We start from the raw sequence: 26,887 nt of genomic DNA on the forward strand, positions 1-26,887 counted from the left end.
GTTTCGCTCAGACGGCTTCGACTTCGCGCACATCCGGCAGGAAGTGGCGGAGCAGGTTCTGGATGCCGTGCTTCAGCGTCGCGGTCGAGGAGGGGCAGCCCGAGCAGGAGCCCTTCATCGCGAGATAGACGGTGCCGTCGCGATAGCCGCGGAAGGTGATGTCGCCGCCGTCGCCGGCGACCGCCGGACGGATGCGGGTTTCGAGCAGATCCTTGATGGTCTCGACGGTCTGCGCATCGGCGGGATCGAAAAACTCGCCCTCCTCGATCACATCGGCGGCCGAGCCGGCCGCGAGGACCGGCGCGCCCGACATGAAATGCTCCATGATGGCGCCGAGGATCGCGGGCTTCAGATGCGGCCATTCGCCGTCGGACTTGGTGACGGTGATGAAATCAGAGCCGAGGAAAACGCCGGAGACGCCGGAGACGCCGAACAGACGCTGCGCCAACGGCGAGCGCTCGGCGTCGGTAACGTCGCGCAGGTCGAGCGTGCCATCGGGCATGACGGCGCGGCCGGGAAGAAACTTCAGAGTCGCCGGATTCGGCGTGGCTTCGGTCTGGATGAACATGACAACCTCCGGTACCGGCGATTCAAGGTCGCCGTTCCTGGCTCCGATATAGGCCGCCGGCTGGAATCATTCCAGCGCCATGGACGCGCAGGCCGGCGACCTCAGGCGAGGGCGTCGATCTCCTCGTCCTCCAGATGGCCGGGCACGATGGCGACCGGAATCGGAAAGCTCGCCGAGGACTTGCCGGCGAGCGCCGAGACCAGCGGCCCCGGCCCCTTACTGCTCGTACCCGCCGCCAGCACGAGCAGCGAGATATCCTCGTCCTCCTCGATCAGCTTGACGAGCTCGTCGGCCTTGTTGCCGACGCGCACGATCTTTTCAGGCTCAAGCCCGGCGAGCGTTCGTACTGCCGCAGCCGCAGCCTCGAGGCGCTTCTCGGCCTCGGCCTCGGCTTCGGCCTGCATGACCTCGCCGACGCCGAGCCAGGTCTCGTGCTCGGGCGGGGTGGCGACGCCGAGCAGGACGATCGCCGCGCCGACGCGGGCGCAACGGCGCGCGGCGAAGCGAATCGCCTTGGCGCATTCCTCGCTGCCGTCGACCACGGCGAGGAATTTCGGGCGATGGCCCGTCTCGTAGGACCGCCGTCTCTTGACCATGAACTGTCCTGCCGCCGCTTCAGGGACGGGCATGGTGGCCTGCACCGGCACTCCGGCGCAAGTGCACCCTACGTCAGCGGCTCCGAACGAAGCCGACGATGTCCTTGACCTCGCGCATGATCGGCGCGGCGATCGCATCGGCGCGGTCCGCGCCCGCGCCGAGGATATCATCTATGTGCTTGGGATCGGCCAGCAGGCGGCGCATCTCCCCGGCGATCGGCGCAAGCTTCTCGACAGCGAGATCGACCAGCGCCGCCTTGAAGCCGGAGAACTGGCCGCCGCCGAACTGCTTGAGCACCGCATCCTTCGACGAGCCGGAGAGGCCGGCATAGATGCCGACGAGGTTCTCCGCCTCAGGACGACCCTCAAGGCCCTTCTCCTCGGAGGGCAGAGCCTCGGGATCGGTCTTGGCCTTGCGGATCTTCTGGGCGATGCCCTCGGCATCGTCGGTCAGGTTGATGCGCGAATAGTCGGACGCGTCCGATTTCGACATCTTCTTGGTGCCGTCGCGCAGGCTCATGACGCGCGGCGCCGGCCCCTGGATCATCGGCTCGGGCAACGGGAAGAAGCCGAGCTCGCCGGTGCCGAGGCCGCGCTCGGCGATCTGCGCCCCGAAATCGTTGTTGAACTTCTGGGCGATGTCGCGGGTCAGCTCCAGATGCTGCTTCTGGTCCTCGCCGACGGGAACATGCGTCGCCTTGTAGAGCAGGATGTCCGCCGCCATCAGGTTCGGATAGGCATAGAGGCCGACCGAGGCGTTCTCGCGGTCCTTGCCGGCCTTTTCCTTGAACTGGGTCATGCGGTTCAGCCAGCCGAGGCGGGCGACGCAATTAAACACCCAGGCGAGCTCGGCATGGCCCGGCACCTGGCTCTGGTTGAAGATGATGCTGCGCTTGGGATCGACGCCGGCCGCGATATAGGCGGCGGTGACCTCGCGGATGGCGCGCTTCAGGTCGGCGGGATCCTGCCACATCGTGATCGCGTGCATGTCGACGACGCAATAGATACACTCATGCGTATCCTGCATCGCGACCCAGTTGGTCAGCGCGCCCAGATAGTTGCCGAGATGCAGCGTCGAGGTCGGCTGCATGCCTGAGAATACGCGCTGATGAAAACCCGACATGGGGCACTCCGTCGTCACGATGGAGAAGGGAAGCGGCGCTTCTGGCTCAACCCCGCCGCTTGCGCAAGGGGAGAGCGCCGAAGGCGCCCAGAGCCAGGCCCGCCGCTCCATAGCTCGCAAGCCCCGCGAGGCAGAGCAGGCCAAGCGCTCCGACCCGGTGCAAGGCCGGCTGATCGAAGGCCAGCGGTCCGTTCAGCAACCGGAGCAGCAGCTCCAGCACGGCGAGCATGATCGCGCTGGCGGCGAGGCCGGCGGCGATCGGCCGCAAGCTGTTGAGGCTCGGCCGCCAGATGCCATCGCGCAGCAGCGCCCCACCCAGCAGGCACCCCTGCGCCACGAAGGCGAATGTCGCTGCCAGCGCAGCCATCGACGCCGCGTTTGCCGGACCCGCCAAGCAGAGCCCGACCAGTGTCGCGACGAAAACGGCAAGACCGCCCGAGATGAGCGGCAGACGCGGCGCGCGACGGGCGAAATAGACCTGACCGAAGACCTTGGCTGCGATGGCGAAGGGCAGGCCGTAACCGAACATCACCAGCGCCGCAGAGGTGCGCTCGCGATCGGCGGCATCGAAGCGGCCATGCTCGAACAGCACGGAAACGATCGGATCGGCCAGCGCGACGAGCGCGGTCGCCGCGGGTAAGGCGAGCGCAAGGCCCAACGCCAGAGCCTGGCCGAGCGTGGCGTCAGGACCTTCGCGATTCGCAGCCAGCGCCATGTCGGAGAGCACGACGGTGCCCATCGCGACGCCGACGAAGCCGAGCGGAAGCTGGAAGACGCGATCGGCATAATAGAGCGCCGCGACGGCGCCCGGGCCGATCGAGGCGATCTGCGTCGCGACCAGCAGGACGAGCTGGGCCGCGGAAGCGGCGAGCAGGGTCGCGCCGCCGGTGCGGACGAGCCGCGTCATGTCCGGCGACCAGCGCAGGCGCGGGCCCGGCAGGCCGGGGCCGCGCAGCGCAAGCAGGATCATGACGAGATGGGCGAGGCCGGTCAGGCTGGTGCAGAGCGCGAGCCAGCGCGAGCCCGTTTCCGGTGACGCGCCCTTCCCATGCAGCAGCAGGAGCACGCCGAGCAGGATCGCGTTCATCAGCGCCGGGGCCAAAGCCGCGACGGCAAAGCGCTTTTCGGCATTGAGCAGCGCCGCCAGCATGGAGGCGAGCGTGGTCAGGAACAGGAAAGGCAGCATCAACCGGGTATAGGACGAAGCCAGCGCCAGGGTTTCCGGCGCATCGGCGAAGCCGCCGGCAAGGCCCAGCACGAGCCAGGGCGCGAACAGCTCGCCCAGGCCGACGAGTACCAGCAATAACAGGGCGATCTGCCCGGCCGCCTCGCCGGCGAAGCCGCGCGCCGCCGCCTCGCCGCGCTCGCCCTTGATCGCGAGATAGAGCGGCACGAAGGGCGCATTGAGCCCGCCCTCGCCCAGCACGCGCCGGACGAGATTGGGCAATCGCAAGGCCGCCAGGAAGGCATCCGCCACCGGCCCGCCGCCGAGCAGCCGGGCGATCAGCACGTCGCGGGCGAAGCCGAGCAGGCGCGAGGCGATCGTGGCGGCGCCGACAATCGCCGAATCGCGCGCGAGGCGGGAGGGCCGTTCGCTCAAGGCCGGGGTTTTCCGATCACAATCCGAAATCCTCGCGGAAGCGATCGATCCGATGCATGCGTTGGTGCAGGATCGTTACGATGCCGATATCGCTGTTCGCCAGCCTGCGCCAATACACGACATGCCTTTCGTAGCGGAAGCTGAAGCCATCGACGCCGAAATCGCCGGGCACCGGCCGGGACGGCACATCATGCGTCGCAATCTTGCCGAAGGTTTCGAAGAGACCCTCGATATAGCGCTCGGCCTGCGCGGCGCCGAACTGCTCCAGGGTGTAGCAATAGATATCATCCAGGCGGCGCGACGACGCTTCCTGGATACGAACAGCCGTCACGCCCGCGCCTTGTTGCGCGCGATCACCTCTGCGGCAGTCAGGGGCCGGTAGCTGGAATCCGGCGCGGCGAAGGCATGGGTCAGCTCAGCCTTGAGACGGTCGAAAGCCTCGCTTTCGGCGCGTTCCTTGTCGCGTCGGATCAGGTCGCGAACATACTCGCTGACATTCTCGTAGGGACCGTCGTCACCAACCTTGCCCGCCACGAACTCGCTGAGCGCGCTGCCGATGCGCACGGTCATGGTCGTCGTTCGAGACATGGCTCGGGCTCCCTTCTGTCTTCAAGATACACAATCTTGAAGACAGAAGCCATCGCGGCGCGGCTCGACCCATGCTCCCGTCAGAGGATGAACCGGCTCAGGTCGGCGTTCTTGGCGAGGTCGCCAATGCGGGCCTCGACATAGACGGCGTCGATCGTCACGGCCTCACCCGAGCGGTCCGGAGCCGTGAAGGAAATCTCATCCAGAATGCGTTCGATCACCGTCTGGAGGCGACGGGCACCGATATTCTCGACGGTCGAGTTCACCTCGACGGCGATGCGGGCGATGGCGTCGATCGCGTCGGGCGTAAAGGTGACCGTGACCTCCTCGGTCGCCATCAGCGCTACCGACTGCTTGATCAGGCTCGCTTCCGTCTCGGTCAGGATGCGCTTGAAATCCTCGATGTCGAGCGGGTTGAGCTCGACGCGGATCGGCAGGCGGCCCTGCAGTTCCGGCAGCAAGTCGGAGGGGCGCGAGACGTGGAAGGCGCCGGACGCGATGAAGAGGATGTGGTCGCTCTTCACCGCGCCGTGCTTGGTCGCGACGGTGGTGCCCTCGATCAGCGGCAGCAGGTCGCGCTGCACGCCTTCGCGCGAGACATCGGCGCCGCCCTTGCCCTCGCGGGCGCAGATCTTGTCGATCTCGTCGAGGAAGACGATGCCGTTCTCCTCGACCTCGCGGATCGCGGCCTGGATGATCGCATCCTGGTCGATCAGCTTGTCGCTCTCCTCGGCCAGAAGCGGCTGGTAGGCATCCTTGACCAGGACGCGCTTGGGCTTGCCCTTCTGGCCGAAGGCCTTGCCGAGCATGTCCGAGAGGTTGATCGCGCCGATCGAGGCGCCGGGCATGCCCGGAACCTCGAACATCGGCGCGGATGCGCCGCTTCCTGCCACCACCTCGACCTCGATCTCCTTGTCATCGAGCTCGTTGTTGCGCAGCTTGCGGCGGAAGGAATCGCGCGTCGCCTGGCTGGAATTGGCGCCGACCAGCGCATCGAGTACGCGCTCCTCGGCCGCGACATGGGCCTTGGCCTGGACATCCTTGCGCCGGCTTTCGCGCACCAGCGCGATCGCGACCTCCAGCAGGTCGCGCACGATCGATTCGACGTCGCGGCCGACATAGCCGACCTCGGTGAACTTGGTCGCCTCGACCTTGAGGAACGGCGCATTGGCGAGCTTCGCCAGGCGCCGCGCGATCTCGGTCTTGCCGCAGCCGGTCGGCCCGATCATCAGGATGTTCTTCGGCGAGACCTCCTCGCGCAGCGGCCCTTCGAGCTGCTGGCGGCGCCAGCGATTGCGGAGCGCAATGGCGACGGCGCGCTTGGCGTCCTTCTGGCCGACGATGAAACGGTCGAGCTCGGAGACGATCTCGCGGGGGGAAAAAGAGGTCATGATGCTGGCTTGTCCGAATGAAACTGCATGATGAACGCGGCGTCGGCGCTGCGCGTAACGTCCGGCATCGGACGGAAGCCGGCTTTCCGATAAGCTGCGACGGCGCGTTCGTTGCCGGGATCGGGATCGATGACGATGGTGGAATAGCCCTCAGAGGACAAAAGCTCGCAGAAGCGGCGCAGCACGGCCGAGCCGATGCCCTGACCAAGCCCGTCACCATCAGCCAGCGACAGATCCACGCCGACAGCCGTTGCCGGCACGTCCATCAGCCACGGATTGTCATCCGCCCATGCTGGGCGTTGATGCGGCGCGACGTGCCAGAACTGGATATAGCCGGCAGGGCTCCCCGCCACTGTGAACAGAAAAGGCCTGCAGGTCAGATCGCGCCCTTCGACCATGTCGCGGATATAACCCAGCTCGACCTCCGGCTCGCCCCACCATTCACGCCAATGAGGACGCCGCAGCCAATCTGCCAACAACGCATAGTCATCCCGCTCGACGGGCCTGAAGCCGATCTCGTCCTGCGTCACGCCGCCTCCAGCGTCTCGATGACGAGCGAGTGGTTGGTGTAGACGCAGATGTCGCCGGCGATCTTCATCGCCTTGCGCACGATCGCCTCGGCATCAGGCTCGACATCGATCAGCGCGCGGGCCGCCGAGAGCGCGTAATTGCCGCCGGAGCCGATCGCCATCACCGCGCCATGCTCGCTGGCCTCGGGCTCCAGCACGTCGCCGGTGCCGGAGATCAAGAGCGAGACCTCCTTGTCGGCCACGAGCAGCATGGCTTCCAGACGGCGCAGGTAGCGATCGGTGCGCCAGTCCTTGGCGAGCTCGACGCAGGCGCGCAGGAGCTGCGTCGGATACTGCTCCAGCTTCTTCTCGAGGCGCTCGAACAGGGTGAAGGCATCGGCGGTCGCGCCGGCGAAGCCGGCGATAACCTGCCCCTTGGCGAGACGGCGGACCTTGCGGGCATTGCCCTTCATGATGGTCTGGCCGAGCGAGACCTGGCCGTCGCCGCCGATGACGACGCGCCCGCCCTTGCGCACCATCAGGATGGTGGTGGCGTGTATCACGGGGGCATTGCTGTTTTCAGACATGAGATCGCTAACCGGGGATCGGGACAGGGCGGCGGATGACGCCAAACATGTTCAGGAGAGGCCGCACTATCAAGGGGGAGCCGGTCCGATCGGTCGATGGGGTAGGGCTCCCGATGCAATCCAGGCTTGAGCGCCGATTTTACTTGAAGTTGAATCACAGGTTTCGAGGCACGCGCGCGGTCATCCCAGCGATCAGCCCACTCTCATGCGCACGGCACCGCGTCTGTGCCGTAGAGCAGCCGCAGCAGAATCCTGCTTCGCCACAATGATAGTCTTTTAAGCAGTTTTTTATCATTAACGGCCAATGGTCGAGGCTTAGATCGGCTTCCATGGTGTGGGAAGCCGCCTCGGGGCGTCATTCATGAAATCCATCCGCCTGAAAATCCTTGCCATGCTGGCCATCGTCGCCGGCGGCGCCATCCTCTCGGCGATCATCAGCATCTACGGCCTGTACAAGGCCGACGATCTGAACACGCGTTCGCAGGTGCAGGGCAATGTCGCCTTGCTGACCCAGCGCATCAACGGGGTGGTCACGGCCGTGGTGATGGATTCGCGCGGCATCTACATGGCAAAATCCAGCAAGGAAGCAGCGCCTTTCGTCAAAGGCGTCGAGGATCGTTTCCCGACCTTGCGCAAATTCTCCGCGGACCTTCAGAAGATCGCTCCGGCGGAGGAGCGCGATACGGTCGGGAAGATTGCTCGAGCGGTCGAGGATTTCATCACTTTCCGGGCCGAAACCGCGCGACTCGGGCGCGAGGTCTCGCCTGCCGCCGCCAACGAACAGGGCAATAACGAAGCCAACCGCGCGAACCGCAAGGCGCTCAATGACCTGCTGATCGGCTTCAGCCAGCGCATCGAGAAGGCCGGCATCGTGGTTGGCGACGAGGCCACGGCCTTCACCCAGCAGATCCAGTGGCTGTTGCCGATCGTCCTGCTGACCACGCTGCTCGTCTCGGTGGGCGTCGCACTCGTCTTCGCGCAGCGCTCGATCACCCGCCCGATCCTCGATCTCAGCCAGGTCATGGAGAAACTCACGACCGGCGACACCCGTATCGACGTGCCACATTCCGGGCGCGCGGACGAGATCGGCGCCATGGCGCGCGCGGTCTCCGTGCTGCGTGAGAGCACCGAGCAGGTTGCCCTGCTGCAGGAGCAGGAGCGGGCCGCCGCCGCCGCGCGCCTCGCGCGTGCACAGTCGATGGAAGCCGTGGTCTCGGATGTCGGCGAAGTCGTCGCCGCCGCTGCGGCCGGCGATTTCTCGGCGCGGCTCCAGATCGAGGATGCCGACGAGCAGATGCAGCGGCTGGTGGCCGGCATCAACGAGATCAACGCGGTCGTGGACGGCGCGACGACTGAGTTCGCGGAGGCTTTGTCGGCGATCGCGGGCGGCGACCTGACGAACCGTGTCGAGACGGCCTATCGCGGCCGCTTCGCCGATCTCAAGGGCGCGATCAACGAGACGGTGGACCGTCTGTCGGACACGGTGGCGACGATCCAGACGACGTCCGCGGATGTCGGGCTGGCGGCGCGCGAGATCAACATGGGTGCCGACGACCTGTCGAAGCGCACCGAGGAGCAAGCCTCCTCGCTGGAGGAGACCGCCGCCACGACCGAGGAGCTCGCAGCCTCGGTCAAGGCCTCGGCCCAGGCCTCGAAGGATGCGGCAAGGATCGCCGACGAGGCGATGCAGGCCGCCCAGAACGGCGGCGCCATCGCCGGCCAGGCGGTCGACGCCATGGCAAGGATCGAGACCGCCTCGCAGAAGATCTCCGACATCATCCGCGTGATCGACGACATCGCCTTCCAGACCAACCTGCTCGCGCTCAACGCCGCAGTCGAGGCGGCGCGCGCCGGCGAGGCCGGCAAGGGCTTCGCGGTGGTGGCGTCCGAAGTGCGGACCCTGGCGCAGCGCTCGGGCGAGGCGGCCAAGGACATCTCGGGGCTGATCTCCTCGTCCAACGCCGAGGTCGGCGAGGGCGTGAAGCTGGTGCGCCAGGCCGGCGACCAGCTCGCGCGCATCCTCGAAGCCTCGCAGAAGGTGGCGGCCACCATCGCCGACATCTCGGCGGCCTCGGGCGAGCAGGCCAACGGCATCGACGAGATGAGCCAGGCCGTCGCCCATCTCGACGAGATGACCCAGCAGAACGCGGCGCTCTCCGAGCAGAGCGCGGCCTCGGCCGGCTCGCTGTCCGGCCGGATCGAGCAGCTCAACGCGCTGGTCGCGGCGTTCAAGACCGGCCGCGAGGCTTCCGGCCAGGGGACTTACGCCCAGCCGGCCGCGATGGCGCGGGCGAAGGCGCCGGTCCGGGCCGCGCGGCCCGCTCCCGTCGCCGCCGAGACCTCCGGCGAGCCGGAGCGGCTGCGCCAGCTCGCCGAGGCGGCCTTCGTCCAGTCCCGCTCCACCCCCGCCCCGCGCAAGGTCGCCAATGGCGGCAACGGACGCGCCAGCGATTCGGGATGGGAGGAGTTCTGAGGCGACACGGCCTCCGGACTACTCGAACACGGCACGCGCGGCGCCCCGAAAGGGCGCCGTTCGGTTTCAGGCGACAGCCAATGCCCTTCGGCTCCGCGTCGAAACAGAACGGTCATCCCGGGCGACCAAAGGGAGACCCGGGATCCATTCCGGAACCTTTTCCGGGCAGGCTCCGGAATGGATCCCGGATCTCCGCTGCGCTCCGTCCGGGATGACGCCGCGGTTGGTAAACTGCGGCAGGGCCTGCAGGGCCAGCGACACAAATTTTTTCGCGCCGCATCTTGTCGAAACGCCTGATCGGCCTATCTCCGTGACAGGCGCCGGAGCTTTGCTCCATCACGACGCCGCTCTCGCACATTCAATCCGTGACGTTCCTCGGCCGGCTCGCTGGAGCCGATCGATGCCGCACCGCTTGCTGACAGGTCCCGACGGGGATGTCTGCGACAAGCGGTTTCAGCCGTCACCACCACAGGGAGACGAAAACCATGCAGATCAGCCAGGTTCTTCAGGCTCTCGGCCAGTTCGCCTCCGGCCTCGCGCCGGCCAGCCGTTCCGTCCGCCCGCTCGAGATCGATTTCGACACCGCCGACACGCCCGGCCCCTTCGAACAGGCCGCGATCGGCCAGTGGAAGACAGAGGACGGGTCGATCCTGATCGACCTCCGGCCCGATGGCCAGTTCCACAAGGCCAAGCCCGCCGCCGGCGCCCAGCATGTCGGGCGCTATGCGGTCGATCGCTCGAAGCTCTATTTCGAGGGCGAAACCGGCTGGGTGGCGCTCGGGAAGCTGAAGCGCGGCACGCTCAGCATCGGCGAGAAGCGCTTCCGCAAGGCATAAGCGCAATCGCGAACCACTCAGCAAAGAAGGGCCGCGCCTCCAGGAGGCGCGGCCCTTCTCTCATAGGTGCGACGCTCAATAGCCGACCGTGAAGCGCCGTCGGCTATGGGCGGGCTGCTCAAGCTCGTCGACAAGGGCGATCGCGTAGTCCTCGGCCGAGATCGCACTGTCGCCCTTGCCGTCGACCAGAAGCTGGTCCGCGCCGAGGCGGAACTTGCCGGTGCGCTCTCCCGGCTGGATCAGAGCCGAAGGCGACAGGAAGGTCCAGTCGAGACCCTGTTCCTGCTTCAGCAGGTCGAGGAAGGCGCCGCCCTTGCGGGCTTCATCGAGATAGATGGCCGGGAATTCCGGGGTGTCGAACAGCTTCACGCCCGGCGCGACCTCGAGGCTGCCGGCGCCGCCGACGACGAGATAGCGCTCCACGCCGGATTGCTTCACGGCCGCGAGCAGGATCTGCGGATCGCTGGCGGTGAAATGCACGGCGCTGATCACGGCGTCATGGCCGGCGACGAGCCTGGCGAGCCCGTCCTTGTCGAAGACGTCGCCCTTGACGGCGGTGACGCCGGGCGCGCTTGCGATCTTCTCGGGATTGCGCGCGATGGCGGTGACGGCATGGCCACGGGCGGAGAACTCGGCCAGCAGGCGCGAACCGATGAATCCGCTGGCGCCGATCAATGCGACCTTCTTGGCGACTTTCATGACAAAGGTTCCTTTGTTTGGTATCTGTCGGATACCTGCACTCCAATGGAACCTATCTGATCCTGCCGCGCGGCCCCGTAAAGAAGGCACTTTCACGCGACATGGTCACCTCCGGGAAACCGCCATGCTGAAACGCCCCGACCCTTTCCAGGCGCTGTGCCCGACGCGACGGGTGCTCGATCGCATCGGCGACACCTGGGCCGTTCTGATCCTGATCGCGCTCGACGACGGCACGCTGCGCTTCAACGAGCTGAGACGCCGGATCGAGAACATCTCGCAGAAGATGCTGTCGCAGACGCTGAAGAGCCTGGAGCGCGACGGGCTGGTGCGGCGCGAGGTCTTTCCCACGGTGCCCGTCACCGTCGAGTATTCGCTGACCGGGCTCGGACGGACGCTGGCGCAGACGGTGAGCCAGCTCACGCTCTGGGCCGAGGCGCATATCGGCGAGGTCGAGGCGGCGCAGCAGCGCTACGATCGCGGCGAGGCCTCCGCCCGGCCCTGACTCAGGAACGCTGGCGTTTCCCCCGATTTCGTGTATATGCCCGGGCAACCGGCTCAACCAGCCGGCGGCGCGACCCCTCCCTGATGAGGCGGCTCGCGGGCTTCGGACCTTGCTGGACGACATCCCGGCCTGGCCCGCCAGATCAACCCGAACACGAGGATCTCCCGATGTCGATCACTGCCGAGCGCAAGACCGCGCTGCTCCAGGAATACGCCACCAAGCCGAACGACACCGGCTCGCCGGAAGTTCAGGTCGCGATCCTGACCGAGCGCATCACCAATCTGACCGGCCATTTCAAGTCGCATGCGAAGGACAACCATTCGCGCCGCGGCCTGCTCAAGCTGGTTTCCCAGCGCCGTTCCCTGCTCGACTACCTCAAGGGCAAGGACCAGGCTCGCTACAAGACGCTGATCGAACGGCTCGGCATCCGCCGCTGATCGAAAGCCGACGGTTTCCGCCCGGTGCGACCTGCTCCGGGCGGCTCTTTTTCAGGTGAAGCCGCCATGGGGCGAGCCACCTGACTCTCGCGGCAGCCGCATGGGGCGGCCTCCCGCGTGACCCGCCGGGCGCCCAAGACGTCCATGGCAGGATCGCCGAGCGCTCGGGCGCATTCCCTTCCCAACCCGAGCGTTCGGCCGTCTTGCCCATGGGCCTGAAGGCACCGGACGGGTCGAACCCGACCGAAAGACGAAACACATGTTCGACATCCAAACCGAAGAACTGATCTGGGGCGGCCGCAAGCTCGTCCTCGAGACCGGCAAGGTCGCCCGCCAGGCCGACGGCGCCGTCATGGCCACCTATGGCGAGACCGTCGTGCTCGCGACCGTCGTCTCCGCGAAGGAGCCGAAGCCGGGCTTCGACTTCTTCCCGCTGACCGTGAACTACCAGGAAAAGACCTTCGCGGCCGGCCGCATCCCCGGCGGCTATTTCAAGCGCGAGGGCCGTCCGAGCGAGAAGGAGACGCTGGTCTCCCGCCTGATCGACCGCCCGATCCGCCCGCTCTTCGTCGAAGGCTACAAGAACGACACCCAGGTCGTCGTCACCGTTCTCCAGCATGACCTCGAGAACGATCCCGACATCCTGGCGATGGTCGCGACCTCGGCTGCTCTGACCCTCTCCGGCGTGCCCTTCATGGGCCCGATCGGCGGCGCCCGCGTCGGCTATATCGACGGCGCCTACAAGCTGAACCCGACGATCGAGGAAGCCAAGGAATCGGCTCTCGACCTCGTCGTCGCCGGCACCCAGGACGCCGTGATGATGGTCGAGTCGGAGGCCAAGGAGCTCTCCGAGGAGATCATGCTCGGCGCCGTGATGTTCGGCCACAAGCATTTCCAGCCGGTGATCGAAGCCATCATCCGCCTGGCCGAGAAGGCCGCCAAGGAGCCGCGCGAGTTCAACCCGCCGGATGACTCCGCCGTTCTCGCCGCGATCATGAAGGTGGGCGAGGCGGAACTTCGCTCCGCCTACAAGATCACCGCCAAGGCCGAGCGCTACAAGGCCGTCGACGCCGTCAAGGCCAAGGTCGTCGCCGCGCTCGTCTCCGAGACGCCGGACGGCGTCGCCACCTTCCCGAAGGACAAGGTCGGCGCGCAGTTCAAGGAAGCCCAGGCCAAGATCGTGCGCTGGAACATCCTCGACGACGGCATCCGCATCGACGGCCGCGACGGCAAGACCGTCCGCCCGATCGTCGCGGAAGCGGGCGTCCTGCCGCGCACCCACGGCTCGGCCCTGTTCACCCGCGGCGAGACCCAGGCGTTGGTCGTGACCACGCTCGGCACCGGCGACGACGAGCAGTTCATCGACTCGCTGGAAGGCACCTACAAGGAAACCTTCCTGCTGCACTACAACTTCCCGCCCTATTCCGTCGGCGAGACCGGCCGCATGGGTTCGCCCGGCCGCCGCGAGATCGGCCATGGCAAGCTCGCCTGGCGCGCCATCCACCCGATGCTGCCGGCCAAGGGCGAGTTCCCCTACACGCTGCGCGTCGTCTCGGAGATCACCGAGTCGAACGGCTCCTCCTCGATGGCCACCGTCTGCGGCACCTCGCTGGCGCTGATGGATGCGGGCGTTCCGCTGAAGTCGCCGGTCGCGGGCATCGCGATGGGCCTCATCCTGGAAGGTGAGCGCTTCGCCGTGCTGTCCGACATCCTCGGCGACGAGGACCATCTCGGCGACATGGACTTCAAGGTGGCCGGCACGGGCGAGGGCATCACCTCGCTGCAGATGGACATCAAGATCGCCGGCATCACCGAGGAGATCATGAAGGTCGCGCTCGAGCAGGCCAAGGGCGGCCGCGAGCACATCCTCGGCGAGATGGCCAAGGCCCTCTCGGCGTCGCGCAGCCAGCTCGGCGAGTTCGCGCCGCGCATTGAGACGATGAAGATCCCGGTCGACAAGATCCGCGAAGTCATCGGCTCCGGCGGCAAGGTCATCCGCGAGATCGTCGAGAAGACCGGCGCCAAGGTGAACATCGAAGACGACGGCACCATCAAGATCGCCTCGGCCGACGGCAAGTCGATCGAAGCCGCGATCAAGTGGATCAAGTCGATCGTCTCCGAGCCGGAAGCCGGCGTGATCTATGACGGCACCATCGTCAAGATCATGGAATTCGGCGCCTTCGTGAACTTCTTCGGCGCCAAGGACGGCCTCGTCCACATCTCCGAGCTCGCTCCCAAGCGTGTCCAGAAGGTGCAGGACGTCGTCAAGGAAGGCGACAAGGTCAAGGTCAAGTTCCTCGGCATGGACGAGCGCGGCAAGATCCGCCTCTCGATGAAGGTCGTCGATCAGGCCACCGGCGAGGACATCACCGAGAAGCTCAAGGCCGAGCGCGAGGCCGAGAAGGCCCGCGAGAAGCAGGGCGCGGCCGAGTAATCTCGGCACGCCAGCTTTGCGTGAAACAGGACGCCCCGCATCCAACGATGCGGGGCGTTTTGCTTTTTCGCTGCGCCCATAATGAAGGCGGGAAGAGCCAATGATTGCCGAAGATTCCCGGGCTGCCGCTTCACGCTGTCCGAAAATGGCAGCCGGCTCCTGATGACGTGCTGTTTGGAATAGTCTAGACATATGCCGATCCATGGAGACCGGCATGTCCGACCACCGCATCGCCTCGCTCGACGACCTCGCCCGCGCCTATCCCAACCCGATGGCGCCGGCATCGCTGTTCAAGGAGATCGACCATGTCGACGCGAACTATGCCGCGCTGATCGCCGCCTCGCCGTTTTTCGTGCTCGCGACGGTCGGGCCGGAGGGGCTGGATTGTTCGCCGCGCGGGGATTTGCCGGGCTTCGTCACGGTCCGGGACGCGAAAACGCTGCTGATTCCCGACCGAAAAGGCAATAACCGACTGGATTCATTGAAGAATATCCTGTTCGACGATCGAATCGGAATGCTCTTCCTGATCCCCGGCTGCGGCGAGACGCTGCGCGTGAACGGACGCGCGGAGGTTTCCTGCGACCCTGCGTTGTGTTCGCAGTTCGAGATGGCCGGGAAGCTGCCGGCGAGCGTCATGATCGTCCATGTCGAGGCCGTCTACTTCCAGTGCTCGCGCGCGGTGGTGCGGGCTGAGCTCTGGAACCCGGAGCGGCAGGTCGACCGGCGCGACCTGCCCTCGCCCGGCACCATCCTGCGCGACATCACGGCGCGCAATGCGGAGGTCGAGACCTTCGACGGCAAGACCTATGACGAGGCGCTGCCGGGCCGGGTCAAGGCGACGCTGTATTGAAGAGCGTGGGGAACCCCTCTCCTGTAAGGAGAGGGGCAGGGGTGAGGTGTAGTCCGTCGGACCCGGGGAGCACCCCTCACCGCTGTGCAGCGACCACCTCACGGCAATCACGGTGAGCGGCCTACCCCTCACCCTACCCTCTCCCTACGGGAGAGGGTTCCCCGCGTTTGACTCGGCAATCACCGGAGCGACGGAGACGGCGCTTTCAGAGCAGCCCTTCGTTCCCCGCCAGCGTCTTCAGGCCGACATCCGGGCGGGCGCCGACATGCGAGATGATCTCGGCCGCTGCCAGCGCGCCGAGGCGCAGGCAGTCGCGGGTCTCGCGGTTCGAGGTCAGGCCGTAGAGGAAGCCCGCGGCGAAGAGATCGCCGGCGCCGGTCGCATCGACGACGCGCTCCACGGGGAAGACCGGCTCCTCGACAATGCCGTCCGGCGTCACCGCCAGCGCGCCCTTCTCGGAGCGGGTGACGACGGCCAGGATGTTCTCCGAGCGCAGCCAGGACAGGGCCGTGTCGAAATCCGAGGTCTCGTAGAGGCTCTTGAGCTCGTGCTCGTTGGCGAAGACGAGATCGACCATGCGGTTGCGAATCAGGCCGATGAACTCGTCGCGATAGCGGTCGACGCAGAAGGAATCCGACAGGGTGATGGCGACGCGGCCGCCGGCCTTGTGGGCGATCTCGGAGGCCTTGCGGAAGGCTTCCTTGGCCGCCGGCGGGTCCCAGAGATAGCCTTCGAGATAGACGATGTCGGCAGCCTCGACGGCCTTGGCGTCGACATCGGCCACCGACAGGCCCTGGCAGGCGCCGAGATAGGTGTTCATCGTGCGCTCGCCATCGGGCGTGACGATGATGAAGGAGCGCGCCGTCGCCGGGCCTTCGGTCGCATCGGCCGTGCCGAAGGCGACGCCGAGCGAGGTCAGGTCATGGCGATAGAGCTTGCCGAGCTCGTCGCCGCGGACCTTGCCGATGAAGGCGCCCTTGCCGCCGAAGGAGGCGAGGCCGGCGATGGTGTTGGCGGCCGAGCCGCCGGAGATGATCCGGGCCGGCCCCATGGCGGCATAGAGCTGCTCGGCGCGGGCCTCGTCGATCAGCATCATCGCGCCCTTGGTCAGCTTCTGGGCGATGAGGAAATCCTCCTCGGCCGAGGCCAGCACGTCGACGATGGCATTACCGAGTGCGAGGACGTCCGTGCGGGTCTGGGTCATGGCTCTTGCTTGCTCTGTCGGGATGGCACGGCCCGTCGGCCGAAAAGGAAGGTGCTGGCCCTGTCGCATCCGTCCGGCGCGGGGTCAAGCCGGGCGAATCAGGTGGGGTCGCGGCGGTTGGCGGCCTCGTCGAGGATGGCGGCGAGGCGGCGCAGGTCCTCGCCCTCCAGCAGGGCGATCTCGCGCGACAGCCGGTTGGCGAGCAGCGTCGCTTCGGGGTCGAGCCCGGCAGTGTCGATCGCCACGCGCGGATGAGAGAGATCGGCGAGCCTGACGAGCTCGTCGGCCTCGTCCCAGATCACGCCGAGCAGGTGGATCGTACCCTGGATCAGGGTGAACGTCGGGCGGCCGCGCTTGCCGTGCTCCAGCGCCGAAAGATAGGCCGGCGAGACGCCGAGCCCCTCCGCCATCTGCGCGAGGCTCATGCCGCGCGCCTCCCGCAAGGCGCGGACGCGCTGGCCGAAGGGCGTCACGGCCCGTGCTCCCGCAAGCGGCGCAGGCGGACATAGAGCGCGCCCGAGCCGCCATGGCGCTGCTCGGCTTCCTCGAAACCGAGGACCAGCGTACGCAGGTCCGGAAGGCGCAGCCAATGCGGCACCATCCGGCGCAGCACGCCGCGCTCGTCGCCGAAGAGGGCCGGCGCGAGCGCCCCCTTGCCGGTCACGACCAGCGCGATGCGGCAGCCACGGCGCTGCTCGCGGCGCAGGAAGGCATGAAGCGCCAGATGCGCCTCGTCCTGCCGCATGCCGTGCAGGTCGATCGAGGCATCGACGCTCTGCTGGCCGCGGCGCAATTGCGTGCGCAAGCGCCGCTCGATCGGTGCCAGTGGCGGGGCCGAGGGTGGGGCAGCCTTGACCGGCGAAGCGGCCGCGACGGCGCGCATGGCGGTTTCGGTCGGCGCGGGCGGTGCTTGCTCGGGGACAGGTTCAGGCTCGACGGGCGCCCGACCGGGCAGCGGCTTAACCGAGCGCGCAACCTGGCGCCAGAGCGCGATATCGGCCTCCGTCAGGGTCTTTCCGCGGCGGGACCGCATCTCAGCGCGGCCAGAGCACGGTGAAGGCGACGGGATGGCGGATCAGCCCGGCGCGATGCCCGGCCGCAGCGCCGGAGCCGACGAAGAGATCCATGCGAGCCGCGCCGAGAATGGCGGAGCCGGTATCCTGCGCGACCATCAGGCGGGCCAGACGCTCCTCGCCGCCGGTGCCATCGGGAAGCGTCGTATCGATCCAGACGGGAAGGCCATAGGGCCAGGCCGTCCGATCGACCGCGATGCTCCGCATCGGCGTCAGCGGCAGGCCGGCGCCGCCGATCGGGCCGCTCTCGGCCGGCAGGCCGTCGCGGCGGGCGAAGAAGACGAAGGATTTGTTCAGGCGGATCAGGTCGCGGGCGAAGCCGGCATCGGCCTTCAGCCGGGCGATCAGCCGGTCCATGGTCATCTGCTCGGGCGGAATGCTCTCGCGCTGGCTGAGCACGCGGCCGAGCGAGGTATAGGGATGGCCGTTGCGGCCGGAATAGGTCAGGCGCGTCACCGATCCATCAGGGAGCCGCATACGGCCCGAACCCTGGACCTGCAGGACGAAGCGATCGACGGGATCGCGCAGCCATAGGATTTCGAGCCCCTGCCCGTCGAGCGCCCCGGTCTCGATCGCGGTGCGATCCGGAAAGGGCTCGAAACCCTTGCTCGTGCGACGCGCGGCCGAGAGCGCCTTGTCGAGGCCGGGCCAGTCATCCTCGGAGAAGCGCGTCACCAGATCCTTCGGCCGGTCGTAAAGCGGCGTCGGGAAGGCGTCGGACCGCATCAGCGAGCCCTCGAATTCCGGCTCGAAATAGCCGGTGGTGAAGCCGGTCCCGCCGCCTTCCGGCCGTATCAGCCAGAAGGAGAAATTCTGTTCGAAGAAGGTTTTCGCCTGCTCGCGCCCCACGGGTCCCGCCGCAGAAAGCGCCTTGGCCTTGTCACAGACGACGGTGAGTCGCTCCGGCAGCGGCACGCCCTGGCGCAAGGGCGGATCGGCCATGCAGCCCTTGGCGAAGATGGCGAAGGCCTTGGCGTGATCATCCTGCGCCCAGCCGGCGATCGCGGATGGCGACAAGGCCTCGGCGCGGGCGCCTTGGGGCAGCGGGGGCGGCGAGGCCATGGCGGTCACGGATGCAAGGCCCAGGGCTGCGGAGAACGCCAGCGCGACACCGGCGCCGCCGCGATTCACGCGGCGGATTCGGTGGCGACGAGCAGCCAGTTGGGATCGCGGCTGCCGAGCTGGCGCGAGAAGGTCCAGATGTCGTTGACCTCCGAGACCTGCTCGGCGCTGCCGTCCACGACCGCGCCCTGCGCATCGCGCGTGACGCTGATGAGCTGCGAGACGAAGGCGATGGTGATCTGCGCGGTCTTGCCCTTGACCTCGACGGCGGCGAGATCGGCCTTGTCGATCGAGACGAAATTCGACTCGGCCTTCTCGCCGCGCTTCTCGCGCTCGCTGATGGCCTGCTCGAAGCCGTCATAGACCTCCCTGGCGAGGAGGCCCTTCAGCATCTTGCGGTCGCCGCGCGCGAAGGCGGTGACGATCGCCTCGTAAGCCGCCTTGGCGCCGCCGACGAATTCATGCGGATCGAAGCCGGGCTCCTGGCGGATCACCGCTTCGATGCCGGTGCTGACGGGCGAATCCGGCGCGGCCAGATCCTTCCAGCGCTCCGCGACCGGCGGCTCCGCAGCGACGGGGTCGTTGGCGGCGCCGGGCAGGCGGATCACATTGTCGCGCTTGTCCGCGCCTTGCGCCTGGTCGGGCCGCATCGGCGGCGTCTCGCGGCGGGCGAAGGGGTCCTTGGGCTGCTCGTGGCCGGTCTTCTGGCCGAGCACGGAACGCAGCTTCCAAGCCACGAACACGGCCAGAACCAGGAAGATCAGAGTCTGCATGTCGAAGGAGTTCTGCATCGAAAGCTGACCCGTGGCTCCCCGTTGTTGTCCTGCCCTGCCGCGAACGCGCGCCGGGCCTTCACCAGTCATATGGTGAGACTGGCTCGTAACATCCACCCCCCCGCTTGTGAAGGCGAGTTCTTGTGCCGGCACGGCGTCCATGATAGCCGACGCGCGCGCCGCTCCATAGCATGGAGCGCAGTCCCGCATGCCGGCAGAGGCACGGGATTTCCCGAGACAGCCTGCCAGAACGAGATGGGACCGATGGCCAACGAACTCCCCAACGGCAATGGTGCCGGCGCCGAAGCAGCTCCGAGCCTGAACGCCCTGATCCAGTACACCAAGGATTTCTCGTTCGAGAACCCGAAGGCGCCGCGCTCGCTCGCCCAGCAGGATGCGCAGCAGGGCCCGCAGATGTCGCTGCAGGTGAATGTCGGCTCGACCGCGCTCGGCGACAACGATTACGAGACCGTGCTGCGCCTGGAAGGCAAGGCCGAGGTCAAGGGCGAGACGCTCTTCGCCTTCGACCTGAGCTATGCCGGCGTGTTCCGCCTGCAGAACATCCCCCAGGAGCACGTCCATCCCGTCCTGGTGATCGACTGTGCCCGCCTGCTCTTCCCCTTCGCCCGGCAGATCATCGCCGAGGCCGTGCAGAACGGCGGCTTCCCGCCCTTCTACGTGCCGCCGATCGACTTCGCGCAGCTCTTCCAGCAGCGCCTGCAGGAGCTCGAGGCCCAGCAGGGCGGTGCGACCAACTGAGCGACCGCCATATCGGCAAAGCATGACGGAAGGGCCCCTTGGGGGCCCTTTCTTCGTTTATTGCGGATGATTGTTGCCCTTGCGGAGCAAGGCACCCCTCTCCATGTGCCGGACATCAGCGGCGGACGCCCCGGCAGGGACGCCCGCCTTTTCCGTATCCGATGGAGACCCGATGGACCACCTTATGACGCTTGCCGCCGACCCTGCCGTATGGGCCGCGCTCGGGGCACTGATCGCCATGGAGGTCGTGCTCGGCATCGACAACCTGATCTTCATCTCGATCCTGACAAACAAGCTGCCCGAGCATCAGCGCTCGAAGGGCCGCAAGATCGGCATCGGCCTGGCGCTGATCATGCGTCTCGGCCTGCTCGGCACCGTCGCCTTCATCGTCAAGCTGACCGCCCCGATCTTCACGGTCTTCGGCCAGGCCTTCTCCTGGCGCGACCTCATCCTGATCGCCGGCGGCCTCTTCCTGGTCTGGAAGGCGACGAAGGAAATCCATCACAAGGTCGATCCCGATCCGGAATCGGTGCTCGCCGAGGGCGGCGCGCGCGCCGTCACGCTGAGCTTCGGCGCCGCGATCTTCCAGATCCTGATCCTCGACCTGGTGTTCTCGATCGACTCGATCATCACCGCCGTCGGCATGACCGAGCATGTGCCGGTCATGGTCATCGCCGTCATCGTCGCGGTGCTGACGATGCTGCTCGCCGCCGATCCGCTGGCGCGCTTCATCGACAGGAACCCGACCATCGTGATGCTGGCGCTGGGCTTCCTGCTGATGATCGGCGGCACGCTGATCGCGGAAGGCTTCGGCGTGCATGTGCCGAAGGGCTATATCTACGCCGCGATGGCGTTCTCGGCCCTGATCGAGGCGCTCAACATGCTGTCGCGTCGCCGGGCGCGATAAGCTGGACCTATACACCTCCGTCATGCTCGGGCTTGACCCGAGCATCTCAGGACGGAAGGGCACCCCTTCTTCATGAGATTCTCGGGTCTGCGCTTCGCTCCGCCCGAGAATGACGGCGGTTACTGCGCCGCGTCGTCGGTGATGCCGAGATAGCCTTTCCAGAGCGGCGCCTTGAGCGACCCGAGAATGAAGGCTTCGTGCGCCTTGAGCGCCTCCTCGCTGAGACGCGGCGCCAATTGACGCTGACGCTGCGGCTTCTCGACGGCCGCCATGGCGAGGCCGGGGCGGCCGGCCGCCGCCTCGACACCGAGGCCGAGCGAGGCCTGCTTGCCGCCGATCAGCTCGATATAGACCTCGGCCAGGATCTCGGAGTCGAGCAAGGCGCCGTGCTTGGTGCGTCGGCTGTTGTCGATGCCGTAGCGCGAGCAGAGCGCATCGAGGCTGTTCGAGGCGCCGGGATGCTTGCGGCGCGCCATCGACAAGGTGTCGACCACGAAGCCCTGCTCGATCGGCGGCAGGCCGAGGCGCTTGAACTCCATATTGATGAAGCCGACGTCGAAGGCGGCATTGTGGATCACCAGCTTCGCGCCGGCGATGAACTCGGCGAATTCGTCGGCGACCGCGGCGAAGACCGGCTTGTCCGAGAGGAACTCTTCCGAGAGGCCGTGGACGTTGAACGCCTCGATCGGCATCGAGCGCTCGGGATTGATATAGACGTGGAAGGTGCGGCCGCTCGGGCAGTGATTGAGCAGCTCGACGCAGCCGATCTCGACGATGCGGTCGCCATTATTGGCTTCGACGCCGGTGGTTTCGGTATCGAGAACGATCTCGCGCATCGCTTCAGGGCCTCGCTTGCGCGCCGCGCCCGGGACGGCCGGCGAGCGCCATCAGGATAGAGCCGACCTGCCGCTCGGCGGCCACGAGGCCGCGCGAGGTGTCCACAAGGAAATGGGCACGACGACGCTTCTGCGCATCCGGCATCTGGCGCGACAGGATGGCGTTGAGCTTTTCCGGGGTCATGCCGGGGCGGGCCAGCACGCGCTGGCGCTGCACCTCGGCAGGGGCCGTCACGACGAGCACGGCATCGCAGCGCGCCTCGCCACCCGTCTCCAGCAGGAGCGGCACGTCGAGGACCGCGAGCCCCGCCCCCTCTCGATGGCAGCGGGCGAGGAAGGCTTCCTCCTCCTCGCGCACCAGCGGATGGATGATCGCCTCAAGCCGGCGCAAGGCTTCGGGCTTCCCGAGCACGGCTGCGCCCAGCCTTGCGCGATCGACCGCACCATCGATCACCGTGCCCGGAAAGGCGGCTTCGATCGGCGCTGCCGCCCGGCCGCGATGCAGGCGATGAACAGCCGCATCGGCATCGTGCAGCGGCACGCCGCGCTGCACGAAGAGCTGCGCGGTGGTCGATTTCCCCATTCCGATCGAGCCCGTCAGGCCCAGCACGAAGGTCATGAATACTCCGGCGAATCAGGCCTTCAGGATATCGGCTTCGATCAGGGCGCGAAGCGCCGGCGTCACCTGCGGCGTCACGCCGAACCAGCGGGCGAAGCCGGGCACGGCCTGGTGCAGCAGCATGCCGAGCCCGTCAACGGGAACGCCGCCGCGCCGTTCCGCCTCGGTCAGCAAAGCCGTCTTCAAGGGGACATAGACGATGTCGTCGACGATGGTGCCCGGCCGCAAAGCTGCCAGATCGATCTCCAGCGGCGGCTTGCCCTGCATACCGAGCGCCGTCGTGTTGACGATGAGATCGGCCTCGCCGACGAGAGCGTCGCGCTTGGCCCAATCGCCCGCCTCAAGCGGATGGCCGAGAGCTGCGACCAATTCGGCCGCACGTTCCGGGCTGCGATTGACGACAAGGATACACGCGATGCCGCGTGCCTTCAGGCCATAGCAGATGCCACGCGCCGCGCCACCGGCGCCAAGGACGAGGGCCGTGCCGACCCTGCCCTGCCAGCCCGGCACGCTTGCATCGAGATGAGCCAGAAAGCCATCGACATCGCTGTTGTCGGCGATGATCCGGCCGTTCTCGCGCCAGAGCGTGTTGACTGCGCCGACGGCGCGTGCGGCAGCGCTGATCTCGTCGACCAGCGCCATCACCGCTTCCTTGTGCGGCACGGTGACATTGCCGCCCGCGAATTCGCCCTCGCGCACGCGGGAAACGAAAGCCGGCAGATCGGCTGGCGCAACATCGATTCGCTCATAGGAACCGGCAAGCCGATGCTCGCGCAGCCACTCGCCATGGATTAGGGGCGAGCGCGAATGCGCGATGGGATGTCCGATGACGAAGCAGCGAGGCGCCATATGCAAATCCGTTAGCGGGCGAGGCAATCGAGCTCGCGCAACGCCGCGAGCACCGCGAGCAGCGGCAGCCCGAGAATGGTGAAATGATCGCCCTCGATCGTGTCGAAGAGCTGCGCGCCCGGCCCTTCCACCTGATAGCCGCCGACACTGCTCAGGGCAGCCGCGCCGGCGACAGCCAGATAGCGCGCGATGAAATCGGGCTGGAGCGGGCGCATGGTCAGTCGAGCCACTTCGAGGCCCTCGGCCAATGGCGCACCATCGCAGGCGATGACGAAGGCCGAATGGAGCTCGTGGCTCCTGCCCGCGAGGGATGCGATCTGCCGTTCCGCCGCTGCCAGATCCTCCGGCTTGTGGAAAGACACGCCTTCGCAGGTCAGGGTCTGGTCGGCGGCGAGGACGAAGCGGCCCGGACGGTCGCGCGAGACGGCGAGTGCCTTGGCGCAGGCCAGTGCTGCCGCGACCTGATCGGCCGGCACGCCGCGATCGACCAGCGGCTTCTCAACGGCGCGCTCGTCGATCTCCGGCTTGATCACCTCGACCGGGATGCCGGCAGCGAGCAGCATGTCGCGCCGGGTCGCGCTGCCGGAAGCGAGGATCAGCGGCTCGGGAGCGAGCCAGAGGGCGGACGCGGCGCTCATGTCGCGATGAACTTCATGCGGTGGTCGCGGAGCAGATCGAGGATCGAGGCGGCCGTCTCCTCGATCGAGCGCCGCGTCACGTCGATCACCGGCCAGCCCTTGCGGGCGCAGAGGCGTCGCGACTGCGTGACCTCGTCGGCGACGGCGGTCGGATCGACATAGGCCGTGTCGTCGTCGGCGCGAAGCGACAAGAGGCGGTTCTGGCGGATCTGGACGATGCGGTCGGCGCTGGCGATCAGGCCGACGATCAGCGGCTTCTTGGCGTTCTCCAGCTCGGGCGGCAGGGGAATGTTCGGCACCAGCGGAATATTGGCGGTCTTGATGCCGCGATTGGCGAGATAGATGCTCGTCGGCGTCTTCGAGGTCCGGCTGATGCCGACGAGGATGACATCGGCATTGTCGAGATCGCCGCCCATCTGCCCGTCATCATGCAGCAACGTATAGTTCATCGCGTCAATGCGGCGGAAATACTCGGTGTTGAGCACATGCTGTGCGCCGGGCTTCGTCGCCTGGGCCTGGCCGAGATAGGACTGGAACAGCGACAGAACGGGCTGCAGCACCGAGAGACAGGGGCAGCCGAGCTCGCGGCAGAAATTCTCCAGCTTCTCCTGCCATTCCGGCTCGACCAGCGTATAGAGCACGACGCCGGGCGAGGCTTCGATCTCGGCGAGGACGCGGGCAAGCTGCGCTTCGGAGCGCACCAGTGGATAGACATGCTCGATCGCCGAGACGCTTTCATATTGCGCGGCTGCGGCCCGGCTGACGGCGATCAACGTCTCGCCCGTCGCATCCGAGACCAGATGCAGATGGAAATAGTTGCGGACCACGGCATCCCCCGGCCTGAAGCGTCCTTAACCTCTAGCGTGCTTTGGGCCGGATCGGAATCGCCCCGAGGCGAATTGATGCCGGCTCGGCATTTCAGTGCCCGCGAGCCCCGAACATCCGGCCGCGCAGGGCTGGCGGGTTATCCCGGAGGATGGGGAGCAGTGTGGACAAGTGGACAGGAAACGGGGACCGGGCGACGGCTCTGTATAACCCGCCCGAACGATCAACAGCCGCCGAGCTGTGAATGGTAAAGAAAGTGTTTCACGTGAATCATTTTGGAAGCCGGCGAGGCGACCGCCGATTCCAATTCGTTAATAAAGCCTTAACGGGTGATGGGGGCTCCGGCCGACCCGCGACTCGCTGTCCCAGTGGCTGTGGATCGGTTGTGGACGAAATTGCGGCGGGCTATCTCCCTGCCTCCAAGAGTCAAAACAAAAGATTCTCTCTAGGAATCTTATTTGAGAGATAGCGGGATGGACGGCCCGTCAGCCATGACGACACACGACACCCCTGCCCTGATCCGTGTGCTTTGCGGCGAAGCCCTGCCGACCCCTCCGATATGGCTGATGCGCCAGGCCGGGCGTTATCTGCCGGAATATCGCGAGCTCAGGGCTAGAGCCGGCAGCTTCCTGGCGCTCTGCTACAATCCCGAATGGGCCGCCGAGGTCACCTTGCAGCCGATCCGGCGCTTCGGCTTCGACGCCGCGATCCTGTTCTCGGATATCCTGGTCGCGCCTCAGGCGCTCGGCCAGAAGCTCTGGTTCGCCGAGGGAGAGGGTCCGCGGCTCGAGCCTGTGGCCGATGCGGCGCGCCTTGCCGAGATCGATCGCGAGGCCGATCAGAGCAGGCTCGACCCGATCCTCGAGACGGTGCGGCGGGTTCGCGCTGCCCTGCCCTCCGGAACCGGCTTCATAGGCTTCTGCGGAGCGCCCTGGACCGTGGCTACCTATATGGTCGCCGGTCGTGGGACGCCCGATCAGGGGCCGGCGAAGGATTTGTTCGCGCGCGACCCAGACCTCTTCCAGGCGATCATCGACCGGCTGGTGGTCTCGTCGATCGCCTATCTCAACGCGCAGATCGCGGCCGGCGTCGATGCCGTACAGATCTTCGATAGCTGGGCGGGGTCGCTCGGGCCGGAGGATTTCAGGCGCTGGTGCATCGAACCGACGCGCCGGATCGTCGATGGCGTGCGGGCGGTGCACCCGCAAGCGCGGATCATCGGCTTCCCGCGTGGAGCAGGCCGCCTGATCCCGGACTATATCGCGGGTACCGGGGTCGATGCCGTCGGGCTCGAAACCGATATCGACCGGAGCTTCGCCCGTGACGCCATTCAGTCCAAGGTGCCGGTGCAGGGCCACCTCGATCCACTGGTGCTGCGCGCCGGCGGCGACGAGCTGGAGCGGGAGGCCGATGCCATCCTGACAGTTTTCGGAGGCCGGCCCTTCATCTTCAATCTCGGCCACGGCATCCTGCCGGATACGCCGATCGCGCATGTCGAGCGCTTGCTGAAACAGGTACGGGGCTGAGGGCTCAGGCGATGTACGAGTGGATCAAGGCTTTCCATGTCATGGCCGTCATCTCCTGGATGGCCGGCATGCTCTATCTGCCGCGTCTGATGGTCTACCATGCGGAGGCGCAGACCGGTTCGATCCAGTCCGAGACCTTCAAGATCATGGAGCGCCGGCTGCTCAAGGGCATCATCAACCCGGCGATGATCCTGACCTGGGTGCTCGGCCTCTACCTCGCCTGGTACGCTTTCGGCTTCAAGGGCGGCTGGCTGCACGGCAAGCTGCTGCTCGTCTTCCTCCTCTCCGGCATCCATGGCGTGCTGGTGAAGCATGTCCGCAACTTCGCGAACGACCGTAACGTCAAGTCCCCGCGCTATTTCCGCATCCTCAACGAGATCCCGGCGGTGCTGATGGTCGGCATCGTCATTCTCGTCATCGTGAAGCCGTTCTGAGCCGGCCCGCGCTTTCCCGCTTGAGCCCGGATGCGATTCCCGCTATCAGGACGCTGCGCTTCTCCAGCGTCCTCCCTAGTTGTCGACTATTCGTGAGCCGCCTGCCCTTGCAGCAGCCCATGTCGCGCAACCCCAGCGCAGGTCCGGCCAGGACCGACTAAGTCGATCAATCCAGTACCGTCCTCTCCC

General features: G+C 66.7%; 30 protein-coding genes. 10 read left to right on the plus strand and 20 right to left on the minus strand.

The window, feature by feature from the left end:
• Positions 1-7 precede the first annotated feature (7 nt).
• From OCUBac02_RS01400 to hslV, 9 genes are all read right to left on the minus strand, one after another.
• Complete coding sequence (locus OCUBac02_RS01400; RefSeq protein ID WP_173043174.1) at positions 8-568, minus strand: NifU family protein; 561 nt, start codon at positions 566-568, stop codon at positions 8-10.
• A 101-nt stretch (positions 569-669) separates the two neighbouring features.
• Positions 670-1,164 carry a universal stress protein gene (locus OCUBac02_RS01405; RefSeq protein ID WP_047577943.1) on the minus strand — a complete coding sequence of 165 codons (495 nt, stop codon included), beginning with the start codon at positions 1,162-1,164 and terminating at the stop codon, positions 670-672.
• 73 nt (positions 1,165-1,237) lie between these two features.
• The gene (trpS, locus tag OCUBac02_RS01410; protein WP_173043175.1) at positions 1,238-2,287 is read right to left on the minus strand and encodes a tryptophan--tRNA ligase; all 1,050 of its coding nucleotides are present in this window, start codon (positions 2,285-2,287) and stop codon (positions 1,238-1,240) included.
• 46 nt (positions 2,288-2,333) lie between these two features.
• A complete protein-coding gene (gene murJ / locus OCUBac02_RS01415; protein WP_173043176.1) occupies positions 2,334-3,887 on the minus strand; it encodes a murein biosynthesis integral membrane protein MurJ in 1,554 nt (517 codons plus the stop codon).
• A 16-nt stretch (positions 3,888-3,903) separates the two neighbouring features.
• Positions 3,904-4,218, minus strand: coding sequence for a type II toxin-antitoxin system RelE/ParE family toxin (locus OCUBac02_RS01420; RefSeq protein ID WP_173043177.1), 315 nt, complete (start codon positions 4,216-4,218; stop codon positions 3,904-3,906).
• Positions 4,215-4,475, minus strand: coding sequence for a ribbon-helix-helix domain-containing protein (locus OCUBac02_RS01425; protein WP_047578942.1), 261 nt, complete (start codon positions 4,473-4,475; stop codon positions 4,215-4,217). The genes OCUBac02_RS01420 and OCUBac02_RS01425 overlap by 4 nt, the downstream gene beginning before the upstream one ends.
• Positions 4,476-4,555: 80 nt before the next feature.
• Positions 4,556-5,866 carry an ATP-dependent protease ATPase subunit HslU gene (gene hslU, locus OCUBac02_RS01430; protein WP_173043178.1) on the minus strand — a complete coding sequence of 437 codons (1,311 nt, stop codon included), beginning with the start codon at positions 5,864-5,866 and terminating at the stop codon, positions 4,556-4,558.
• Positions 5,863-6,396: a GNAT family N-acetyltransferase gene (locus OCUBac02_RS01435; protein ID WP_173043179.1), complete on the minus strand. Its 534-nt coding sequence runs from the start codon at positions 6,394-6,396 to the stop codon at positions 5,863-5,865. Before OCUBac02_RS01435 ends, hslU begins: the two co-directional genes overlap by 4 nt.
• Positions 6,393-6,962, minus strand: a complete 570-nt coding sequence (gene hslV, locus OCUBac02_RS01440) for an ATP-dependent protease subunit HslV (protein ID WP_173043180.1) — start codon at positions 6,960-6,962, stop codon at positions 6,393-6,395. The genes OCUBac02_RS01435 and hslV overlap by 4 nt, the downstream gene beginning before the upstream one ends.
• 361 nt (positions 6,963-7,323) lie before the next feature.
• Between hslV and OCUBac02_RS01445 the strand changes: the two genes are divergently transcribed.
• A complete protein-coding gene (locus tag OCUBac02_RS01445) occupies positions 7,324-9,435 on the plus strand; it encodes a methyl-accepting chemotaxis protein (protein ID WP_173043181.1) in 2,112 nt (703 codons plus the stop codon).
• Between the two features lie 485 nt (positions 9,436-9,920).
• Positions 9,921-10,271: an Atu4866 domain-containing protein gene (locus OCUBac02_RS01450; RefSeq protein ID WP_173043182.1), complete on the plus strand. Its 351-nt coding sequence runs from the start codon at positions 9,921-9,923 to the stop codon at positions 10,269-10,271.
• A gap of 75 nt (positions 10,272-10,346) precedes the next feature.
• Here the strand turns inward: OCUBac02_RS01450 and OCUBac02_RS01455 are convergent, their stop codons facing one another.
• The gene (locus OCUBac02_RS01455) at positions 10,347-10,970 is read right to left on the minus strand and encodes an NAD(P)-dependent oxidoreductase (protein ID WP_173043183.1); all 624 of its coding nucleotides are present in this window, start codon (positions 10,968-10,970) and stop codon (positions 10,347-10,349) included.
• 124 nt (positions 10,971-11,094) lie between these two features.
• Here OCUBac02_RS01455 and OCUBac02_RS01460 point away from each other — a divergent pair, with 124 nt between their 5' ends.
• The 4 genes from OCUBac02_RS01460 to OCUBac02_RS01475 all read left to right on the plus strand — a co-directional run bounded on the left by OCUBac02_RS01460 (position 11,095) and on the right by OCUBac02_RS01475 (position 15,193).
• Positions 11,095-11,472 carry a winged helix-turn-helix transcriptional regulator gene (locus OCUBac02_RS01460; protein ID WP_465247749.1) on the plus strand — a complete coding sequence of 126 codons (378 nt, stop codon included), beginning with the start codon at positions 11,095-11,097 and terminating at the stop codon, positions 11,470-11,472.
• A gap of 167 nt (positions 11,473-11,639) precedes the next feature.
• On the plus strand, positions 11,640-11,909 hold the full coding sequence (gene rpsO / locus OCUBac02_RS01465) for a 30S ribosomal protein S15 (RefSeq protein WP_047579443.1): 270 nt from the start codon (positions 11,640-11,642) through the stop codon (positions 11,907-11,909).
• Positions 11,910-12,168: 259 nt separating this feature from the next.
• A complete protein-coding gene (pnp, locus tag OCUBac02_RS01470; RefSeq protein WP_047579445.1) occupies positions 12,169-14,343 on the plus strand; it encodes a polyribonucleotide nucleotidyltransferase in 2,175 nt (724 codons plus the stop codon).
• 214 nt (positions 14,344-14,557) lie between these two features.
• Entirely contained in the window at positions 14,558-15,193 is a 636-nt protein-coding gene (locus OCUBac02_RS01475) for a pyridoxamine 5'-phosphate oxidase family protein (protein WP_173043184.1), read from the plus strand.
• 205 nt (positions 15,194-15,398) lie between these two features.
• On the opposite strand, the gene OCUBac02_RS01480 is transcribed toward OCUBac02_RS01475, so the two are convergent.
• From OCUBac02_RS01480 to OCUBac02_RS01500, 5 genes are all read right to left on the minus strand, one after another.
• Positions 15,399-16,397, minus strand: a complete 999-nt coding sequence (locus OCUBac02_RS01480; protein ID WP_173043185.1) for an adenosine kinase — start codon at positions 16,395-16,397, stop codon at positions 15,399-15,401.
• A gap of 98 nt (positions 16,398-16,495) precedes the next feature.
• Positions 16,496-16,870, minus strand: a complete 375-nt coding sequence (locus OCUBac02_RS01485) for a helix-turn-helix domain-containing protein (protein WP_173043186.1) — start codon at positions 16,868-16,870, stop codon at positions 16,496-16,498.
• A complete protein-coding gene (locus OCUBac02_RS01490; protein WP_173043187.1) occupies positions 16,867-17,430 on the minus strand; it encodes a Smr/MutS family protein in 564 nt (187 codons plus the stop codon). The genes OCUBac02_RS01485 and OCUBac02_RS01490 overlap by 4 nt, the downstream gene beginning before the upstream one ends.
• A 1-nt stretch (position 17,431) precedes the next feature.
• Positions 17,432-18,601, minus strand: coding sequence for a murein transglycosylase A (mltA, locus tag OCUBac02_RS01495; protein ID WP_173043188.1), 1,170 nt, complete (start codon positions 18,599-18,601; stop codon positions 17,432-17,434).
• Positions 18,598-19,323: a Tim44/TimA family putative adaptor protein gene (locus OCUBac02_RS01500; RefSeq protein ID WP_173043189.1), complete on the minus strand. Its 726-nt coding sequence runs from the start codon at positions 19,321-19,323 to the stop codon at positions 18,598-18,600. The genes mltA and OCUBac02_RS01500 overlap by 4 nt, the downstream gene beginning before the upstream one ends.
• Positions 19,324-19,569: 246 nt before the next feature.
• On the opposite strand from OCUBac02_RS01500, the gene secB reads away from it, so the two are divergent.
• Both secB and OCUBac02_RS01510 read left to right on the plus strand, forming a co-directional pair.
• Positions 19,570-20,064 (plus strand): protein-export chaperone SecB, encoded by a 495-nt coding sequence (gene secB / locus OCUBac02_RS01505; RefSeq protein WP_047580132.1) that lies wholly within the window; start codon positions 19,570-19,572, stop codon positions 20,062-20,064.
• Positions 20,065-20,236: 172 nt separating this feature from the next.
• The gene (locus OCUBac02_RS01510; RefSeq protein WP_173043190.1) at positions 20,237-20,971 is read left to right on the plus strand and encodes a TerC family protein; all 735 of its coding nucleotides are present in this window, start codon (positions 20,237-20,239) and stop codon (positions 20,969-20,971) included.
• 119 nt (positions 20,972-21,090) lie between these two features.
• On the opposite strand, the gene dnaQ is transcribed toward OCUBac02_RS01510, so the two are convergent.
• The 5 genes from dnaQ to OCUBac02_RS01535 are packed head-to-tail and all read right to left on the minus strand — an operon-like array spanning position 21,091 to position 24,740.
• Positions 21,091-21,807, minus strand: coding sequence for a DNA polymerase III subunit epsilon (gene dnaQ, locus OCUBac02_RS01515; protein WP_173043191.1), 717 nt, complete (start codon positions 21,805-21,807; stop codon positions 21,091-21,093).
• A gap of 4 nt (positions 21,808-21,811) precedes the next feature.
• Positions 21,812-22,426 (minus strand): dephospho-CoA kinase, encoded by a 615-nt coding sequence (coaE, locus tag OCUBac02_RS01520; protein WP_173043192.1) that lies wholly within the window; start codon positions 22,424-22,426, stop codon positions 21,812-21,814.
• A gap of 15 nt (positions 22,427-22,441) precedes the next feature.
• On the minus strand, positions 22,442-23,275 hold the full coding sequence (locus tag OCUBac02_RS01525; RefSeq protein ID WP_173043193.1) for a shikimate dehydrogenase: 834 nt from the start codon (positions 23,273-23,275) through the stop codon (positions 22,442-22,444).
• Between the two features lie 11 nt (positions 23,276-23,286).
• Positions 23,287-23,913, minus strand: coding sequence for a Maf family protein (locus tag OCUBac02_RS01530; protein ID WP_173043194.1), 627 nt, complete (start codon positions 23,911-23,913; stop codon positions 23,287-23,289).
• Complete coding sequence (locus tag OCUBac02_RS01535; protein WP_173043195.1) at positions 23,910-24,740, minus strand: pyruvate, water dikinase regulatory protein; 831 nt, start codon at positions 24,738-24,740, stop codon at positions 23,910-23,912. The genes OCUBac02_RS01530 and OCUBac02_RS01535 overlap by 4 nt, the downstream gene beginning before the upstream one ends.
• A 489-nt stretch (positions 24,741-25,229) precedes the next feature.
• Here OCUBac02_RS01535 and hemE point away from each other — a divergent pair, with 489 nt between their 5' ends.
• A complete protein-coding gene (gene hemE, locus OCUBac02_RS01540) occupies positions 25,230-26,264 on the plus strand; it encodes a uroporphyrinogen decarboxylase (protein WP_173043196.1) in 1,035 nt (344 codons plus the stop codon).
• Positions 26,265-26,275: 11 nt separating this feature from the next.
• Positions 26,276-26,698, plus strand: coding sequence for a protoporphyrinogen oxidase HemJ (hemJ, locus tag OCUBac02_RS01545; RefSeq protein WP_047572571.1), 423 nt, complete (start codon positions 26,276-26,278; stop codon positions 26,696-26,698).
• The last annotated feature ends 189 nt before the right edge of the window (positions 26,699-26,887 follow it).

Origin of the sequence: Bosea sp. ANAM02 (genome assembly GCF_011764485.1) — a bacterium.
In the GTDB taxonomy this organism is placed as follows: Bacteria; Pseudomonadota; Alphaproteobacteria; order Rhizobiales; family Beijerinckiaceae; genus Allobosea.